General features: G+C 34.5%; 17 protein-coding genes and 1 pseudogene. 11 read left to right on the top strand and 7 right to left on the bottom strand.

The features are described from left to right. Positions 1-30 precede the first annotated feature (30 nt). The 10 genes from ABWU45_RS03145 (at position 31) to ABWU45_RS03100 (ending at position 9,385) form a co-directional block, all read left to right on the top strand. Positions 31-2,388, top strand: coding sequence for a hypothetical protein (locus ABWU45_RS03145; protein WP_353278976.1), 2,358 nt, complete (start codon positions 31-33; stop codon positions 2,386-2,388). A gap of 245 nt (positions 2,389-2,633) precedes the next feature. Beyond that, the gene (locus ABWU45_RS03140; RefSeq protein ID WP_353278975.1) at positions 2,634-3,128 is read left to right on the top strand and encodes a hypothetical protein; all 495 of its coding nucleotides are present in this window, start codon (positions 2,634-2,636) and stop codon (positions 3,126-3,128) included. Beyond that, positions 3,115-3,615 carry a hypothetical protein gene (locus ABWU45_RS03135; protein ID WP_010401397.1) on the top strand — a complete coding sequence of 167 codons (501 nt, stop codon included), beginning with the start codon at positions 3,115-3,117 and terminating at the stop codon, positions 3,613-3,615. Before ABWU45_RS03140 ends, ABWU45_RS03135 begins: the two co-directional genes overlap by 14 nt. 43 nt (positions 3,616-3,658) lie before the next feature. Then, positions 3,659-4,339, top strand: a complete 681-nt coding sequence (pyrF, locus tag ABWU45_RS03130; protein WP_353278974.1) for an orotidine-5'-phosphate decarboxylase — start codon at positions 3,659-3,661, stop codon at positions 4,337-4,339. Positions 4,340-5,166: 827 nt separating this feature from the next. Then, positions 5,167-6,330 (top strand): phage major capsid protein, encoded by a 1,164-nt coding sequence (locus ABWU45_RS03125; protein ID WP_353278973.1) that lies wholly within the window; start codon positions 5,167-5,169, stop codon positions 6,328-6,330. An 80-nt stretch (positions 6,331-6,410) separates the two neighbouring features. Continuing rightward, positions 6,411-6,608 (top strand): hypothetical protein, encoded by a 198-nt coding sequence (locus ABWU45_RS03120; RefSeq protein ID WP_149168885.1) that lies wholly within the window; start codon positions 6,411-6,413, stop codon positions 6,606-6,608. A gap of 405 nt (positions 6,609-7,013) precedes the next feature. Continuing rightward, the gene (gene dapB / locus ABWU45_RS03115) at positions 7,014-7,802 is read left to right on the top strand and encodes a 4-hydroxy-tetrahydrodipicolinate reductase (protein WP_353278972.1); all 789 of its coding nucleotides are present in this window, start codon (positions 7,014-7,016) and stop codon (positions 7,800-7,802) included. Further along, complete coding sequence (gene pstB, locus ABWU45_RS03110) at positions 7,799-8,557, top strand: phosphate ABC transporter ATP-binding protein PstB (protein WP_264682728.1); 759 nt, start codon at positions 7,799-7,801, stop codon at positions 8,555-8,557. The genes dapB and pstB overlap by 4 nt, the downstream gene beginning before the upstream one ends. Before the next feature lie 67 nt (positions 8,558-8,624). Next, entirely contained in the window at positions 8,625-8,969 is a 345-nt protein-coding gene (locus ABWU45_RS03105) for a hypothetical protein (protein ID WP_353278971.1), read from the top strand. Further along, a complete protein-coding gene (locus tag ABWU45_RS03100) occupies positions 8,942-9,385 on the top strand; it encodes an ankyrin repeat domain-containing protein (RefSeq protein ID WP_353278970.1) in 444 nt (147 codons plus the stop codon). Before ABWU45_RS03105 ends, ABWU45_RS03100 begins: the two co-directional genes overlap by 28 nt. Positions 9,386-9,845: 460 nt before the next feature. Here the strand turns inward: ABWU45_RS03100 and ABWU45_RS03095 are convergent, their stop codons facing one another. The 3 genes from ABWU45_RS03095 to ABWU45_RS08370 form a co-directional block, all read right to left on the bottom strand. Next, the gene (locus ABWU45_RS03095; RefSeq protein ID WP_353278700.1) at positions 9,846-11,558 is read right to left on the bottom strand and encodes a recombinase family protein; all 1,713 of its coding nucleotides are present in this window, start codon (positions 11,556-11,558) and stop codon (positions 9,846-9,848) included. Continuing rightward, complete coding sequence (locus ABWU45_RS03090) at positions 11,545-11,763, bottom strand: hypothetical protein (RefSeq protein WP_341819653.1); 219 nt, start codon at positions 11,761-11,763, stop codon at positions 11,545-11,547. The genes ABWU45_RS03095 and ABWU45_RS03090 overlap by 14 nt, the downstream gene beginning before the upstream one ends. Before the next feature lie 230 nt (positions 11,764-11,993). Further along, positions 11,994-12,149: a hypothetical protein gene (locus ABWU45_RS08370; RefSeq protein ID WP_410541952.1), complete on the bottom strand. Its 156-nt coding sequence runs from the start codon at positions 12,147-12,149 to the stop codon at positions 11,994-11,996. 85 nt (positions 12,150-12,234) lie between these two features. On the opposite strand from ABWU45_RS08370, the gene ABWU45_RS03080 reads away from it, so the two are divergent. Beyond that, a complete protein-coding gene (locus ABWU45_RS03080) occupies positions 12,235-13,257 on the top strand; it encodes an IS110 family transposase (RefSeq protein WP_353278968.1) in 1,023 nt (340 codons plus the stop codon). Positions 13,258-13,555: 298 nt separating this feature from the next. On the opposite strand, the gene ABWU45_RS03075 is transcribed toward ABWU45_RS03080, so the two are convergent. The 4 genes and pseudogenes from ABWU45_RS03075 to ABWU45_RS03060 all read right to left on the bottom strand — a co-directional run bounded on the left by ABWU45_RS03075 (position 13,556) and on the right by ABWU45_RS03060 (position 17,050). Then, positions 13,556-14,833, bottom strand: coding sequence for an IS4 family transposase (locus ABWU45_RS03075; RefSeq protein WP_353277926.1), 1,278 nt, complete (start codon positions 14,831-14,833; stop codon positions 13,556-13,558). 280 nt (positions 14,834-15,113) lie between these two features. After that, a pseudogene (locus tag ABWU45_RS03070) lies at positions 15,114-15,272 on the bottom strand (transposase); the annotation flags it as partial. Beyond that, positions 15,269-16,003, bottom strand: a complete 735-nt coding sequence (locus tag ABWU45_RS03065; protein ID WP_353278966.1) for a group II intron maturase-specific domain-containing protein — start codon at positions 16,001-16,003, stop codon at positions 15,269-15,271. The pseudogene ABWU45_RS03070 and the gene ABWU45_RS03065, both read right to left, overlap by 4 nt. A 126-nt stretch (positions 16,004-16,129) precedes the next feature. Further along, entirely contained in the window at positions 16,130-17,050 is a 921-nt protein-coding gene (locus ABWU45_RS03060; RefSeq protein WP_353278964.1) for a group II intron reverse transcriptase/maturase, read from the bottom strand. Positions 17,051-17,073: the final 23 nt, after the last annotated feature.

Genomic DNA, 17,073 nt, shown 5'->3' with positions numbered 1-17,073 from the left:
CTATACTAATTATTTAGTTGTGAGGTAATAATGATTGGTAATTCATATAATAATAAAATTGAAGAACAAAAAGATGATTATCATGACTTCATTCAAAGGTTTTTGTTTTTGCTCGGTAAGATAAAAGAAAAGAATAAATCAATTCACACTGCTGTAGCTAGTTTTCACATATTATCTTTTTTAATAAAATACAATGCCAATTTTAATGAAGATGAAGTGTATAAAGCCGTTATCCAAGATTTCAATAATGTAAAGGAGGCGAGACTAGAGCTTCAAGATAAGGCTAAAAAAGTATTGAATGGGTATATTGAAAGTGGTGTTGAAACAGTGTCAATATATGGTAGTTGTGCAGAAGTTAAATTGGGAGCTAATAAAAACAAATTCAAAGTCAGTGAGTTTTTGAATAGTAATTTCTGTCAAGATAATGGAATTTCAGGATTTTCAACTCTGCATAGCAATGGAAAAAATGGAATGCACGGTTTTGTTTCTGAAGAAGGAATAAGGCACTATGTTGTAACTGATGGTGCATACGAAATGACTCTGAATTGGTGTGATGAGGACGGAAAAAAGTGCACTATTATAATTAATATTGATGCTAATGGTATAGAACTTATCGAGCGTAATCGTGTTACTGATGATCAATTGAAAGCAAATAAAGATGTAAAAATAGGTAACTTATTCTTGTATCAAATAAAATTTAGAAATAAGGAGAAAGGCAATCATAAATCATCTGAGATTGTGATAGAAAATAGTAATAGAAATATTAACATTCAAACAACTCAAGAAATTGAGCTTGGCAGCAAAGAAGCTCAAATAGGCAGTACTAAAATGCAAGACAAAAGTGCACAAGTTGTAGATGAAAGCTTAAACGAAAGAATTAATAAATTGGAAAAAGAAAATACAAGATTAACTGGAAATAATCAAACTATATTAGAACAATTACAGCAAAAAATGAGAGAGGTGGAGGAATTAAATGGAAAGGTAAGGGAAAAAGATGAAGTTTTGGCTGAAGTAACACAAAAACTCAAGCAGCTAAGTGATTCGGTAGAGAGTGAATCTGAAAGGAGAAAAGTAGAGAAGGAAAAGTTAGAGGAGAAGTTAAGGAAAGCGCAAAAAGAGATACAAAAGTTAAGTAAAGAAAAAGCTGAATTAGTGCAAGAAAAGCAAGGCTTGGAAGAATATGCTAAAGTTCTAGTTGTCAAAATACAAAAACTAGTTGATCAAATAGGGCGATCAGATCTTAAACTGGATGAATCAATAAATGAAAATAAAAGGTTAGAACAAGAATTGAATGATACTAAAAAAGAGTTAGGTGATAAATATAGTCAAATCCAGAGATTAGAAAGTCAATCACATGAATTAGAATCTAAAAAAGTAACAGAATTGATGACATGTTTAGCAGCGAAAGAGAAAAAAATAGCAGAGTTAGAAGCGCAGTTGCAAAAAGAAAGGTCTGAAGCTTCTGATCTAGGACTTAAATCATGGTATTTAGAAGAAGAAAAAAGACGATTACAAGAAAAGTTAAATGAAAAAACTCAAGAAGTGATTAAACTAACTGTAGATTTAGAAGAACTAAGTAAGCAATCGGAAGAGAAAGAAGCTGAATATTTTGATAGGACTCAAGAGTTAGAAAAAAGTTTTAGTCGAGAAAGAAAAGAAAGTGGAAAGTTGAAAAATAATATAAGCGCTTTGGAAGAAGAAAGTCAAAGTTATTCTGAAGAGTACGACAAATTACTATCTAAGAGATCTATTCTGGAAAAAGAAATTTCATGCTTTAAGGATCAAACTCTACTTTCAGAAAAACATGTATTTTTTCTGCAGCAAAAGTTTATCCTTTTGCTTAAGGATATTGTTGGTTTGCGTTGTAGTTATAAAGTCAACACAGGTGAAATAACTATAAAACAGCTTGCATTTGAGGAACTAGTTAATAGATTGCGTGAAATGCAACAAGACCTGGAAGTAGGTGACGAAGAGGTAGAAAATATTCTTGAGGAAGTAAAAAAATCTGAACAAGCCGAGAGCGAACTAAATCATTCTTTAGATATAAATAATGGAAATTCATCACAGCTTGAAGGAGTAGGCGAAAATGAGCTTGGTAACGGTCAATTTCAGAGACCAAAATCGCTTTACGCATCTACACCAAAGGAAATAAGGAAATTTTCTAAAAAATCTTTCGATACTTCTATCTCTCCAATTACGGAATTCAATGAGATGAATACCATAGAACAAAAGTTACAAAGTGAACAAAAATTTCCAAAAAAGAAGAAAAAAAGCTCAAAAAATAAAGAAAATTCAGGGCAAGGAAGCCCTAATACAAGTATTAGCAGTACTAATCTATCACCTTTAGAAGATACAACAAATATTGCTATGTCTTTATGGATGCAGTAGATAAGCTACAGGTAAGACAATTTTAATCAATATATACAAGACTGCTGAAGTTTTGTATATGGGTGATGAGCAATTTACTTAATAAATATAATACATTTTATTTTATAGCTAGTTCTCTGGCTACTCTCACGTTACTTACATCTTTAGCGCTTATTAATGTACCTAGTTCTTTAATTCTCGCTTTAGCTGTATTATCTGTTTTGGCTTTTATGATTTTGTATAAAATAATTATTGACACTAGGAAAGTGGGAAAGGAATTTGCTCACAAAGAGCGTGAGTTGACTCAAGAAAAGCATAATTTATACGAGGAAGGAAGAAAATTTGGTCGAAAAGCAGAAGCTGAGAGGAAATCTTTTCTTAAAGAAAAAAAATCTTTGGAGGAGAAATTAGAAGCAAAAATGATCCATATAATTGGAATAACAGACGAATTAGAAAAAGTAACGAAGGAGAAAGATGAGCTTGCTGCACAAGAAAAAGAACTACTCCATAAAATCTCATATTTGTGTAAACAGTTACAGGAAAAAGAAGCTAATCTAACTGAGAGGAAAAAACTTATAATCGAATTGAAAAGAAAAATAGACAATGATAAATATGAGGAATTATATAAGGAAGTAGAAAAATTATCTAAAGAAAAAGAGGTGTTATCTAAGGAAATAGACAAATTACGTAAAGAGAAACATATACTATATATGAAAAAAGAAGAATTACATAAAAGAAGAACTTTGTGTGAAATTAGATGAATTACAATGTAAATTTAAAGAAATTGATCAGAAAAATAAAAACTTATCTCAAGAGTTAAAAAGGAAATTTGAAGAGCTAGATAAAGCAGACGGTTTAATTAAAAATCAATCTTTTGAGTTAGACAGAATAAGACAAGATTGTAATAACGAAGTGAAAAATTTAAGAAATTCACTTTTAGAGCGAGACAGTCAAATAAAACAACTTCAATATGTGATAGATAAGATAGAAGAATCGATAAGAGAAAATGAAACAATTAAAGATTATAGCAAAAAAATAATATTAGGGGAGACTCAGAAAATAAAATTTATATTAGGGCAGCTTGTGCAATTCAAGCCAATGAAAGGTTCCAAAACATCGGAGGAAACGTCTGATTCTTTACAGGAAGATCTTGGATATGCCAGTCGTTCACCCACTCCGACCAGATTATCGTGTTCAGTGTCTGTACAAAGCATTGCAAGTGGACCAATCCCTGAATATGGATTGTAAAATGCAACAATTACTCTTATTATAAAAAAAATTATACAAGATAATGAACCCAATAATATGCGCACTGGATACACAAGATTTGAATGAAGCCATATCTTGGGCTAATGGTCTGCGTGATAAGGTTGGCATGGTAAAACTTGGGTTAGAATTTTTTGCTGCACATGGTCCTTCTGGAGTGAGAGAAGTTGCAAAATGCAATGTACCAATTTTTTTAGATCTAAAATTGTATGATATTCCAAACACTGTAGCTAGAACAGTTGAAGCAATAAAAGCTCTAGATGTTGAAATGCTAACATTGCATATCAGTGGTGGAACAAAAATGCTTAAAGAAGCACTAAGTATAGTGCAAGGAAAGAAAATAAAGCTAATTGGAGTAACAGTACTAACTAGTATGGGCAATGAAGATCTGAGTGAACTCGGAGTAGCAAGGGAAGCAAAATCACAGGTAATTTTGCTAGCAAAGCTTGCAAAAAAGATTGGACTGCATGGAATAGTTTGCTCTGCACTAGAAGCTCAAGAAGTGCGCCAAGAATGTGGTAAAGACTTTAAAATTATTACTCCAGGAATCCGTATGAATTCAGCTCATAATGATCAAAAAAGGACAGCAACACCAAAAGAAGCAATAAATTCAGGAGCTGATTATATCGTAATTGGCAGACCAATTACAAAAAGCGGCAATCCCGCAAGTAGTGCAGAATTAATATTGAAATCCCTTACTGATTGAAGCAGGAGAGCGGCAAGATAGATAAGGTACCATAGAATAAAAGCAACAAACGGTATGTATCCGTTCAGCAGGGTGGCAAAACAAGGTAGACGAGAAAAGATAACTAAATGGGTGTCATCCCAGTGCTTGACCATTTTTCTTTTTTTTCTGGATTCCAGCGTCACGCGCTGGAATGACAGGGCTGTGAGTGTCATCGAAGTAGCCGATACAGGCCTTTTTCTTCTGTCATCCCAGTGCCCTGACACTGGGATCCAGTTAAATTTACAGGTATAAAAGTAATCAACGTTTCTGGTGATGATAGAAAAATGGATCCCAGCACAGGATACCATTTATTGTTTTGGCAAATTTGTACAGCTACGTACTTTATTTGCACATTCTTCTGAACAGATACTCAGTGAAAAAAAAGTGCTTGACACAAAAAAATGGATGCTGTATAGTACTGACAATTAAGTATAATATTTACCGTGGTGTAATACTACACTACTTTTTTTTTACTTCAACAAGTAATCATTATTATTTTTTTCTCACTACCAAGTAGCTTACGTTCATTTGTATCTACCATGAAGCCAATGCTGGAATCCAGAAAAAAGACCGGTGAATGGCAGGCACGAGCATTATACGTATACAGTTGTATGAACGTTGTTTACCATGAGGGCGCCTCCCAGCACTGGGATCCATATTGTAAACAAGCGTTTGAGTTATACTAAGCTGCCATTCACCGGTCTTTTTTCTGAATGCAGGTTGCATGACAACAAAAAGGTACTGAGATTAAAGATTACCTTCAAATTACAATAACTATTCTAATTTTATTTTTAAAGGAGGCTATTATGTCACTTACTGATATCGCTCACCGTGTTAATGAACTCGCTTCATCATGGGAGCAATTTAAATTAATAAATGATCGCAAACTAAAAGAAATCGAAAGCAAAGGACCTGAGCAGCTATGCAAGATAAATAGTAATATTGATAATTGCAAAGAGCGCTTAGATTTTATTGAAACTTCAGCTCAACGTCCAGAAATTAGCACAGATTTTAATACAGGTGATAAATATTTTTCTGATTATATTCGCAAAGGAATGGAAAACAGGTTATCACACAAAACCCTAAGTGGAGATGACAATGATATTGGAGGGTATTTAGTTACTCCTCATATTGTAAAACGGATAAACAAGCGTATAACTGATTCATCTCCAATGCGGCAGATATGTTCTAGTCAAAGAATCTCTACTGAAACGCTGGATTATATTATAGAAGATTGTGACCGTGCTGGTGCAGGTTGGAGTGGTGAAGTAGTAGACGACGAAGATGGTGGCTATAAATCCAAGTATGATTTTGCACAAGACACAAGTACACCTAAAATTCAAAAGATTTCCATCACAACTTATGAGCTCTATGCTCAGCCGCAAATATCACAAAAATTGCTCGATGATGCATTTGTCAATGTTGAAAATTGGCTTGTAGAAAAGGTTGCCGAAACTTTCAGTAAGAAGGAGAATGAAGCCTTTATTAAAGGTGATGGCACTTTTCAACCTAAAGGAATTTTAACTTACGAAAATGGAAATGGTCATAATAAGATAGAGCAAATTAAAGCTGATAAGCTAGACAGCGACGCCATAATGATATTGTACTACTCTCTAAATGAACATTACTCTAAAAATGCATCATTTTTGATGAACAGGAGTACGTTAAAGGACGTGAGGCTACTAAAATCTGAAACAGGTCAATATCTCTGGCAGCCGAGTTTATCGCTTGAAACTCCAGATACTTTGATGGGAATACCAGTATATCAATCTGCTGATATGCCACCTACAATGATTGCAGTAGCGGATTTCAAACAAGCTTATAAGATCGTGGATAACAGAGGAATGAGAATATTGAGAGACCCTTATACAAACAAACCTTATGTTAGATTTTTTGTCACTAAGCGTATCGGTGGGGAGGTTGTAAATACCAGCGCTATTAAATTGTTGAAAATTGCAAGTAAGTACTAAAACTTTATATTATTTTATAAAATAGTTGACTTACCATGCTTTTTATATAATAATAAAATTATTAATTTAAGGAGTAAAATATGTTTAAAAAAATAAAAAACTTTTTTAAGTGGATTGCTGATCACATAGGAATTTCATGGATTGCAAGAAAAATTTCATCAGGCTGTAAGCGGCTGTTTGGTGGTAAAAAAAGTGAAACAAGTGTTGCGAAACAAAGCATATCACAGCAAGGACAATCTTCAGGTAAAACTACTATTGAAGAAAAAAACAAGAGTTAATAAATGCTTTTACTGCATCTCTTTCTAAGTTTAGAGAAGATTTATCTGATCTTACTCTGAGGAAGTGACTACTGAATCAGAGGAGTTTTATGATGCAGAAGTTACATAACCAAGTTCAACAACTCGAGCACTAGCAACAGAAAGACATTGTGTCTCTAATCCGAGTATAGTAGGAAACGGTTATTATTAAACCAAATCCTTCACAAAAGAGCACCAAAGTTGGTGCTCTTTTTTTCTTTATAAGTTTTCTCCATAGGAGAAAATTGACTAATTACAATTTTTCGTATCAATTTTCAATAGATTCATCGATGTATAGCTATAGTTTTATCAGTGTAAGGCTAAATATGCTAAGCTTATAAAGATGACAAAGCTTCAAAAAAAGCCTAACATAGTGGAAAAAGCTTTATGAAAATCAAAGTTGGAGTAATAGGCTGCTTAGGCAGAATGGGTAAGAAAATACTCAATGAATTAATTACGAATACCAAAGTGGAAATAGCAGGTGCTGTTGCTCGCTTGGGCAGTGAGTATATAGGCTTAGATATTGGGCCTATTGTAGGCAATAATTGCAATTTAGGAATCAAAGTTACAAGTTCTATTAGTGAGGTATTTGAATCGTCCGATGTTGTAATAGATTTTACAACTAAAGAATGTATGCTAGAATGCCTTAAGGCGGCCGTGAAATTTAAAAAACCGCTAGTTAGTGGCACAACTGGAATAGAAGGTCTAAATTTTAAAGAATATGCTGCTAAAGTTCCAATATTATGGTCAGCAAATATGAGTGTTGGAGTTAATGTGTTGCTGAAATTGGTAAAAGAAGCTGCCAAGCTTTTAGGTAATGAGTATGACGTTGAAATTTGGGAAATGCATCACAATTTAAAAAAGGATTCACCATCTGGAACAGCTATAGAGTTTGGTAAAGCAGTTGCTAACGCTGCAAAAGTGGATTTTGAGCTCAATCAATATTCACATAATAATTCAAATATAAGAGGGAAAGGAGGAATAGGCTTTGCAGTATCTCGTGGAGGTGGAGTAATAGGAGATCACAGTGTCATGTTTGTCAATTCCGATGAACGAGTAGAATTAAATCACAAGGCAATTGACCGCACAACGTTTGCTAGAGGGGCTATTCAAGCAGCAATATGGTTGTGCGAGAATAAAACTCCAGGACTTTATTCAATGCAGGATTTAGTATGAGCGATAAATACGCTTTCGTTAAAAATTTAAATCTTTGGTATGGCTCTAAACAAGTTTTATTCGATATAAATTTGAATATTTGCAAAAAGAAAGTCACAACTTTTATCGGACCTTCTGGGTGCGGTAAATCGACATTTTTGCGTTGTTTTAATCGTATGAATGATTACGTACCTGGATGTAGAGCGACTGGTGAACTGGTAATCGATGGGCTGGGTAATATATATTCACGTGATATGGATGTTGTATTGCTCAGAGCAAAAGTTGGTATGGTATTTCAAAAACCCAACCCTTTTCCAAAATCAATATATGATAATGTTGCTTATGGGCCTAAGTTGCATGGAATGGTGAAAAATAAGCAAAAATTAGATGAAATAGTAGAGAGTAGTTTAACTAAGGTTGGTTTATGGGAAGAGTTGAAAGATAGATTGCAAGATAGTGCACTAAATTTATCTGGTGGCCAGCAACAAAGATTATGCATTGCTCGTGCAATTGCAGTAAAGCCAACTATTTTATTAATGGATGAACCATGCTCTGCCCTTGATCCAATGGCAACCAACGCAATCGAAAACCTTATACAAGAGTTAAAATTGAGGTTCACCATAATTATGGTAACTCATTCGATGAAGCAGGCTAAAAAATTATCTGACAGCGTAATTTTCTTTTGCAATGGCAAGATTGTTGAATTCGGAAGTACTCAAGAAATATTTGAAAATGCTCAGTCTCCTTTAACGAAGGAGTATATTCTGGATCATTAGCTTAATAGTTGATATTTTAATTTTTTCTATGTATAACTTATCAAAGTTTTAATTATAGGAGAGTAAAATGTTTAGTACAAGTGAGGCAACAAAAAAGTTGTTTAAAGCTATTGAATTTCAAAATGCTAGTGGTGAAAGAATAACACCTAAGGAAGCTTGGTATCATTTTCAACAAGCATTGAAAAAAGGAGCGAATGTTAACGCGTTTGAAGATGGAATGACACCTTTGATGTCCATCCCCCTAGCTTTTAGCTCTAGTAGTGATGAAGAGCAGTCTAAGTTAAAGAGTATGGCTAAGTTGCTTGTACAGCATGAAAACATTGATATAAATATTAAAAGCAAGCTATTATTGAGAAAAAACCAAAGGAACATGATGGTTATCCAGTGTACGAATTTGAGGGGAGAGAAGTAGTAGATCAGGGTAGAGGGGGTTGTGTATACCTTGACAATTCACAACCTGTTAATGAAGGATTTATACCTCAAAACTATGCTCGTGCAGAGGAGGAAATTAAGACCGGCAAGAAGGAAAAAAATACAGCTCTACACATTGCTTGCCAGTTTGGTAATATAGATATGGTAAAAATATTACTCACACATCCAAATATCAAACCTAATATTAAAAACTATGAAAACAAAAGTCCAAGAGATTGTATTGCAGGACATGCCAAGAAAGCAATAGAACCAGAGTTCATAAAGGTAGAAGAAGTTGCTCAAAAAAGGAAACAAACTAATTATGCTTGTGCTTTTTTGTTATCTGGAGTACTTGCTGTTGGTCTATGTTTCGTAGTTGACAACCCAGTTCCAACTTGCTGCGATCAATCACCTTAATACCCCATTCAACAACCAAAAAGAAATTACAGTTACAGATCCAACACATCCGCTATTCGGTAGGACTTTTCCCATATCATCTGCCAGTGTAAAAGCCTATAACAGTGGTAATGTACTCGTTATTTACCGTAGTAATATAACTCTGCGTATTCCTTTTTCTGCTACCAACTTGGCCGGTAAGCAAGATTTACTCACCAGTAAGTTAACATGGAATTCATTATACGAATTTGTTTCTCTAGCAAAGGAGTATAAATTATGCCATGTAAACCAAATAGAGTGTGGAAGAAAATGCCGCAACACCTCAAGTCAGAAGTTTTAGAAAATATATTACTAGTATCAAAAGAGGTTATTCATGAGTACATCAGAGCTAATCACAGTACAACATCTAGCACGCGAAGCAATAATTTACATCAGACAATCAACACCTCATCAAGCACTGAGCAATCAAGAAAGTTTGGAGTTACAGTATGCACTGAAACAAAGAGCAATTGACCTTGGGTGGAAAGCTGATAATATTGTTGTTATTGATAATGATCTCGGCTTGACTCCTGCAACAATGTTGCAATAAACTTTGGTCCGCTTTTCCACTGTGTGTGAAAGAGTCTGGCAGCTCTTTTACTCGAAACACGATATGCACGTCTTCATGGTTAATCTCAATTCGCTTAACTAATGTTCTAATGATATCACGTCTAGTTAGCCAATCTGCGTTATCAAGACTTGAGTTAACGCTAGAAGAAAACTCTTCTAAAGTAGTCACCACTAGAGTTAAGTCTTGTTCAAGTCTTTTTTGATCAAATATCTTTTTCTTTTGCTCTCCGATCATTTGTAAGGTTTGTTTCATTGCTTTAATTCTTGGTTTAAACTCTTCTTCATTGATGTATCCTTGAGTATAGCCATCAATAAGCCTTGCAATGCCACAGTTTAATTGATCTTCTTTTTTCTCAAGAAAGTCACTTTTTTGATCTAATGGTGATTTTTTAATCTCTGAAAGTCTACGCTTGTATTCTTCTAATATCCGAGTAGGATTTTTCAATAGGTATTTTACCTCTTCCCATACAGCCACGTCTAATACATCTGTACGAATCATTCTATTATTACACATTTTATTGCCACCAAAGTGACCTCGCTCCGTACCAGTACAACGATAATATGTTCGACGAGCGCTAGAGCAAGTGCTAATACCATGATATCCATAATGACAAAGCTGACATACTGTTAAACCTTGCAACAAGTAATTTGCTCCCATTCGTCTTCTCCTAGCTATTCTTTTATTTTCAGTTAGCTGTTCTTGAACTATATCAAATAAATCTTCGTTTATAATATTAGGTACAGGAATATAAATCCAATTTTCTTTATCAGTACGAAAAGTAGAATAATTGTCTTTCGGTTGCTCACAAGAGCGTTTCTGTGGTCTTACGTGTTTTAATTTTACTCCTAGCTTTTTTTTACCGAATGCTGCTTGTCCTTTATAAGCAGGATTTTGTAATAGACGACAGACTACACTCCTATCCCAATACCTTTTTCCTGTTCGTGTTACGATGGACATAGCTCTTAATCTATGACATACTTCTCCAATGCTTACTCTTCCCCTTCCCACCCAAAAAAACATTTTACGAATGACTTCAGCTTCCTCTTCATTAATTTCAAAAAAGGCTTGTCCTCCTCCTATATGCTTATTTATATAACGATAGCCATAAGGAGCTCCACTCATTACATTTATACTGCCTTTATTGGCTGCGTGAATCTTGCCTCTACGACTTCGTTCCATAATTTTTGCACGTTCATATTCTGCTATCATACCCTGTATTTGTAATAGTAATTGAGATTCTGGATTATCGTCAATTTGACAATTCAAGAAAACTGTTTCTACACCCAATTTCTTAAATTCATCAACTAATAACATTTGATGTACATATTTGCGAGCCAAACGATCAGGAGAATGAATATAAACCTTATTAATATTACCTTCTGCTATTTGATCTCTTAATTTTTCTAAACTAGGACGTATTATATCAGAGCCACTATAACCATTATCAATAAATTTATATTCACTTAGTAATTTATGTCCATCAGCACTAATCTTATTCTCTATAGCAGTAATTTGGCTTGCTATTGTATCTCCTTGCACTTGTTTTCCTGAAGAAACTCTCGCGTACAGACTAACAGTTATCATTGCTCCCCCTTAAATTGATTCTATTGTTACATTCAAAAATTTTCTCCTTTTGGCTCCCATTTACTTGTTTATTTAATGCTAGTTTTTTATATGCATCTAATAAGTACAATTCTGCTAACCGATTAGGTTCATAACTATAGCTAACACGAACAGTCAGTTTCTTTTTTCCCATGAGCTTTCCTTGAAAATATATAAATATGTTCATATATCACTCATCGAAACAGATGGTCAGTTGATCGTTGGTTCTATAAGTGAAAACAACTCCTCGTTCTTTGAGTAGAAGCTGCCGGGAAATTATTTTTTTTAGTTTTATGTTTGTTGCAACATTGTTGCAGGGGTATTTTCTCCAATTATATTGGTTCAGCTCATCATAAGCCCTGCCAATAATTAAATCACTTCCTATTATTTTTTTTAGATCATCTTCACTCTTATAAGCTAGCTTATTAGGAAATAAGATAAAATCGGCAATGGCAATAAAGATAACGCCTTTAAATCATGATACTGATCACCTACATCAGCTTGACTTGAATAGGCCTTAGCGGCATAGTATTGGGCACATACTGTAATTGCTGTTGAATGATGGAGAGACATACTCCATTATTTTAACACGAAGTAACGAATTCAGTAGAATAAGTTCTTCAAAAACAATTTAAACTTTTACAGTAGGAGTAGTCTCATGAAATATTATAGCGGATTAGATGTCTCACTCAAAGAAACTTTCATTAGTATCGTTGATGAGAAAGGAAAGATTGTTAAAGAAGGAGTTGTTGCAAGCGAAAGCAAGGCAATAGCAGAGTACTTGCTTGAACAAGGCAAAAATTACGAAACTATAGGAGTAGAAAGTGGACAACTTTCAATATCAATGTGCAAAAAATTAAGGAGTTTTGGCTTGCCAGTAGTTTGTGTAGATGCAAGACATATGGCAGCAGCTTTGTCTGCAAGAATCAATAAAAACGATAAGAATGATGCAAGAGGTATAGCTCAAATGATGAGGGCTGGGCTATATAAAGAAGTACTAGTAAAATCGGATGAATCTTGTCAAATTAAAATAGCACTTGGAAGTAGAAGACAGTTAACATGCAGCTACCAGCAGATTGTTGGGACAATAAGAGGGTTATTAAAAATATACGGGATAAAGCTCGGTCAAGGGTCAAAATTTGAAAGCTTGTCTTTAAGAATAGAAAAAGCAATTAAAGATTTGGATGAAATAAGTAAGGCTTCAATTGGAGCGTTAGTTTGTAGTTTAGAGGCAATAGAGAAGTCATTGGAAAAACTTGACAAGATGCTCTTAGAACAAGGCAAAAAAGATGAGGATTGTAAATTATTAACTACTGCTCCAGGTGTTGGTACTATAGTAGCAATGACATATAAAGCAACAGTGGATAACCCAAATAGATTTGAAAGATCTAGTACAGTTGGAGCGTATATGGGGTTAACACCAAGACAATATGCTTCTGGAGAAATTGATCGGCATGGTAGTATATCAAAAATGGGGCCCATGGAATGTCGAAGTATGTTATATGAAGCTACACAAGTCTTACTTACAGTTAGTAAGAAAAATTTTAAGTTGAAAAGCTGGGGGTTAAAACTTGCAAGGAAAAAAGGGATGAAGAAAGCAATTGTAGCAGTAGCAAGAAAATTGGCTGTAATTATGCACAGGATGTTGGTCAATAAAACAGAATTTTGTTATTACAATTAAGAGGAGCATAAACAATAATTTTACTCGAGGTAGTAATGCCGATGGAAGGGATAAGCAAGAAAAAACCTTGAAGCCTAGACTTCGTTGGGCACATGTTGCCGTCACTGCCATTAAGTTAAGGGAAAGAGAAGTTAAGATTGGACAAAAAATTTGAAGTGATTGATAATTATGGTAAATACTAGGGTGAATTTTTAAGAAAAGGGAGTCTGAAAAGTGCAAGTTATTTAAAAAAGTAATAATTGCAGGTTATTTTGCAAAGAATGTACTAATGCAATGATACTGAAAAGATATCTTGAATTTAAAACACATGTTTTCTAGCTCTTTTCTGGTAGTTGAGTGAACGAATATCAGATATCTTATGACGATCAACTCTTCTCCCTTTTCTCACCACTAAAGTGTTCATCAAAAATAACTGTGATAGTCGATCCATAATGCAGTCTATGTCTGACTCTGTAGAAAAAATATCAAAGGCTAAGTTTTTAATCGCATTAAATGAGACAGATTTATTGATGCTTTTTTTTAGTTTACTATTCTGTGAGCTCAATGTCTCTTCATCATCTTCTATCATGATACTTTCTAGATTACTGATGAAGATAGTTGACCAAAAATCCTGCTTGATAGTTTCAATACTTTTTCCTGTGAAATTCTCTAAATTTAATCTTCCCTTCAGCCTAGAAAAAAATGTTTCTACTCCCCAGCGCAAGTAATATAATCTCTCAAACTCTTCAACTGTAAAACGTTTCTCATCTAACAGAGATGTTACTAACACTTCAACTTCGCCAGAAGAAAGTATTATTTTGACTAACCTGAATTTCATCTCATCAGGTAATCCTAGCTTTCGTAGCTGTCTTGCTACTTTAATAGGTGCGGTAGACACTACCACCGTACTAGATGGGCTTTCCGGCTTAAACATAGCGTTTATTTCATTGAAAGACGAACTTGAACAGCGAATTATATAATTGATTTTCCTTCCTGTAAGCTCAGCAAGAAATCGATAAGATACGTATCCTCTATCACAGATTAACAAATCGTCTGATTTTATGGATTCAAGCATACCGATTGCTAAATCAACCTCATAGCTGTCACCTCTACTTAGCACAGATTTTATTGCAATATTATTTAGCATATCGTAGCAAACTTCAAAGGTTGCACTTGTATAGTCTTCAAATCTCTGGATTCCATTCCATACTGCTCTTGAGCTAAACTCACCTATTATTTTGTCGCTCTTTGGCAGAATCAGTATTGAAGCATCAAATGCAAGTACTCTGAAGCCATGGTGGGTTTTAAATTCCTGATCTTGGTAGTATAGGGAAACTATATCATCATTTAACTCTGAAAACGCAGTATGTTTTAGCTTCTTTCTTGCTTGAGTAAATGCACTTGCCGTAATTGTATAATCTTTTCTTGTATGCAGAACAAACTCATTAAGCATCACTTGTAATGACTTTACACTCTTTCTAAAAATCAGGAGAAATACATTAACGAAGGGCAGCTTTCTTTTTCGTGAGAAGTCTTTTGAGGATGCTCTGTGTGCGTTTATAAAGTTTAAACTCATCAATTTATTTTTTATAAACATGATTATTCTTTTTTTTACTCATGTCATTACTTCTTTTAATTTGTGAATCTTACCTGATTTTATAATACAGTTCATCACTTTTCCTTAACTTAATGGCAGTGATGTTGCCGTCCACTTCCACCTAACAAGTATAGTGCGGCTTGACAAGTTTGTTGTCATATCAGACCGCGGAGAGAACCATGGAAGCACACTGCTCTTGTATGTAAAATTATTAAAGATTATGTAGGAAATATGTTATTTTGGTTTATATAAAAATTATTGTTGACTTATGTGCAATTAGAGAACGTTTTTCAAAGCCAGTAGTTTTAGCGACTTGGTCAGGTAAGGAAGCAGTATTACTACTACTCCCTCCCTTAGAAACGCAGCATGCAGGTTTCCCCACACTACGCTTGAGCCCCTTATCTAAGTTCTTCTTTTCTCGAACCGGCTTGTCTTTCATAAATCCTCAGAATACATCAACTTTAGTGGTGACACTAACAGTAGAGAACCTTCTCTTGAAAAGGAGCTTGCTAACATTCTTGTTCGTTTTACTCTCTCATCAAAATACTTTTTCCATTTTAAGTCAAGGGGATTTGCATCCGCTCTGATTTTAACATGTCGTCTGATAGGTATATCAATCAGCTTTAGCAGTCTTAAATACCGTATCTCTTTTGGTTTGTTCTTGCATATGGGTGCAGCAAAAACCCATTGTCGTTGACCCATTACTTTGAAGTAACGATTCTTTATCCAACGTAATCCTTTACGAGGATGTCTTTTCTTTGCCCATTTCCATAAACTATGCCAAATTTCATTGTCGATTTTTCTAAACGCTTTTTTAGCACACACATGGTGATAGTAATTTCCCCATCCTCTCAGTAGAGAGTTGAGTGACTTAATTACTATAGCCTGAGTGTTCGCTATATTTGCTTTTATCAATGTACGTGCTTTATTCAGAAGTCTTTTAATACTTTCTTTCGAAGGTTTAATAATTAACTTCTTATTATATCTACGTACATTACAACCAAGAAAGTCAAACCCTGTTGTAATAAATGTAATCTTTGTCTTCTCTTCTGACAGAATTAAACCTCGCTCATGAAGAAAAGATGATACTAAAGGCTTAACTTCATTTTCCAGTACTTCATGTGTGAAACCTGAAATAATAAGGAGAGTAGACCGGCGGAGCTTCCCCACCAGTCTCTCGCAGAACTGCACGGAAAGTAGAGTGGGCAGCCAGCGAGTTACTTGTTAAGTACTTTTCCAACAACCCCTCTCCGAACCACGCATGATCGTTTCCGTATCACGTGGCTCTCCAATAATCTAACGTTTTAAGGAGTCACCATCATATTTTCCATATTGGATTTTCTTATGGCATTCATGACAAACAACAAGAGTCTTCCTCTGTCGTTCAATCATTCTCTTTTTCCATTTCGGTAGCTCAGTATTACGTTTACCTAGCAAATCAGCAAGTTTACGTACGTGATGTACTTCAATCTGCTCTTGTGATTTACATAATTCACAAGTTTGTGCCAATAGTCTTTGCTCTATTTCACTACGCTTATTCCATATTGGTATAAGGTTATCACTTATACTTACCCATTTATTCCATTTTAGTGACACAGCACCAAAGTGTGTAATTAATGGTATCTTTGATGGTAAACGATCTACTCTGACTTGGATGACTTTTCGTTTTTCACCTTCGTCGTTTTCAATCATTGCACCAAATTTTCTATAAATTTTCCTGCAAGTTGTTTTGTATTTAGATGCTAAAGTCTTTACTAATGATACTTCCATCACATACTTCAAATAACTTAGTGTGTGAAGGTTGTAGGCCATTTTGTAATATTGTACAATTCCTCGATATTCAGTTTGATACTGAGCAACAATACTGTAAGCTGTATCAAGTGTACGTTGAGGTAAATGTATAGGCTTTCCACAACGCATATATTCAGAACACTTTTTCTGCTTTATATGATGTGGTACACGTAACCCAATACTACCGTTAATACATCGTTGTGTCCGATGATCATGTTTATCATCTGCATGCAAGACGTGTATTTTATAACCTAAAAAATTGGCTTTGCTATCACACGCGTGTGTAATAAGCGTTTTATCTTCATTAAGCATAAGTTTGAGCTCCTCATTGAGGAATTTAGCAATCTCATTTTTAATTTGTTCAGCTTCATTTTTTGGTCCTGCAAACCCTACCAGAAGGAGAGTAGACCGGCGGAGCTTCCCCACCAGTCTCTCGCAGAACTGCACGG

This window comes from Wolbachia endosymbiont (group B) of Longitarsus flavicornis (genome assembly GCF_964028135.1).
Classification (GTDB): Bacteria; Pseudomonadota; Alphaproteobacteria; order Rickettsiales; family Anaplasmataceae; genus Wolbachia.
This window is presented reverse-complemented; position numbering and strand designations above follow the sequence as displayed.

What these genes read in the sequence shown, in the direction of transcription:
- ABWU45_RS03145 (WP_353278976.1), top strand. Translation starts at nt 31, where the DNA reads ATGATTGGTAATTCATATAATAATAAAATTGAAGAACAAAAAGATGAT.
- pyrF (WP_353278974.1), top strand. Translation starts at nt 3,659, where the DNA reads ATGAACCCAATAATATGCGCACTGGATACACAAGATTTGAATGAAGCC.
- ABWU45_RS03125 (WP_353278973.1), top strand. Translation starts at nt 5,167, where the DNA reads ATGTCACTTACTGATATCGCTCACCGTGTTAATGAACTCGCTTCATCA.
- ABWU45_RS03120 (WP_149168885.1), top strand. Translation starts at nt 6,411, where the DNA reads ATGTTTAAAAAAATAAAAAACTTTTTTAAGTGGATTGCTGATCACATA.
- dapB (WP_353278972.1), top strand. Translation starts at nt 7,014, where the DNA reads ATGAAAATCAAAGTTGGAGTAATAGGCTGCTTAGGCAGAATGGGTAAG.
- pstB (WP_264682728.1), top strand. Translation starts at nt 7,799, where the DNA reads ATGAGCGATAAATACGCTTTCGTTAAAAATTTAAATCTTTGGTATGGC.
- ABWU45_RS03105 (WP_353278971.1), top strand. Translation starts at nt 8,625, where the DNA reads ATGTTTAGTACAAGTGAGGCAACAAAAAAGTTGTTTAAAGCTATTGAA.
- ABWU45_RS03095 (WP_353278700.1), bottom strand. Translation starts at nt 11,558, where the DNA reads ATGATAACTGTTAGTCTGTACGCGAGAGTTTCTTCAGGAAAACAAGTG.
- ABWU45_RS03090 (WP_341819653.1), bottom strand. Translation starts at nt 11,763, where the DNA reads ATGAACATATTTATATATTTTCAAGGAAAGCTCATGGGAAAAAAGAAA.
- ABWU45_RS08370 (WP_410541952.1), bottom strand. Translation starts at nt 12,149, where the DNA reads ATGTCTCTCCATCATTCAACAGCAATTACAGTATGTGCCCAATACTAT.
- ABWU45_RS03080 (WP_353278968.1), top strand. Translation starts at nt 12,235, where the DNA reads ATGAAATATTATAGCGGATTAGATGTCTCACTCAAAGAAACTTTCATT.
- ABWU45_RS03075 (WP_353277926.1), bottom strand. Translation starts at nt 14,833, where the DNA reads ATGTTTATAAAAAATAAATTGATGAGTTTAAACTTTATAAACGCACAC.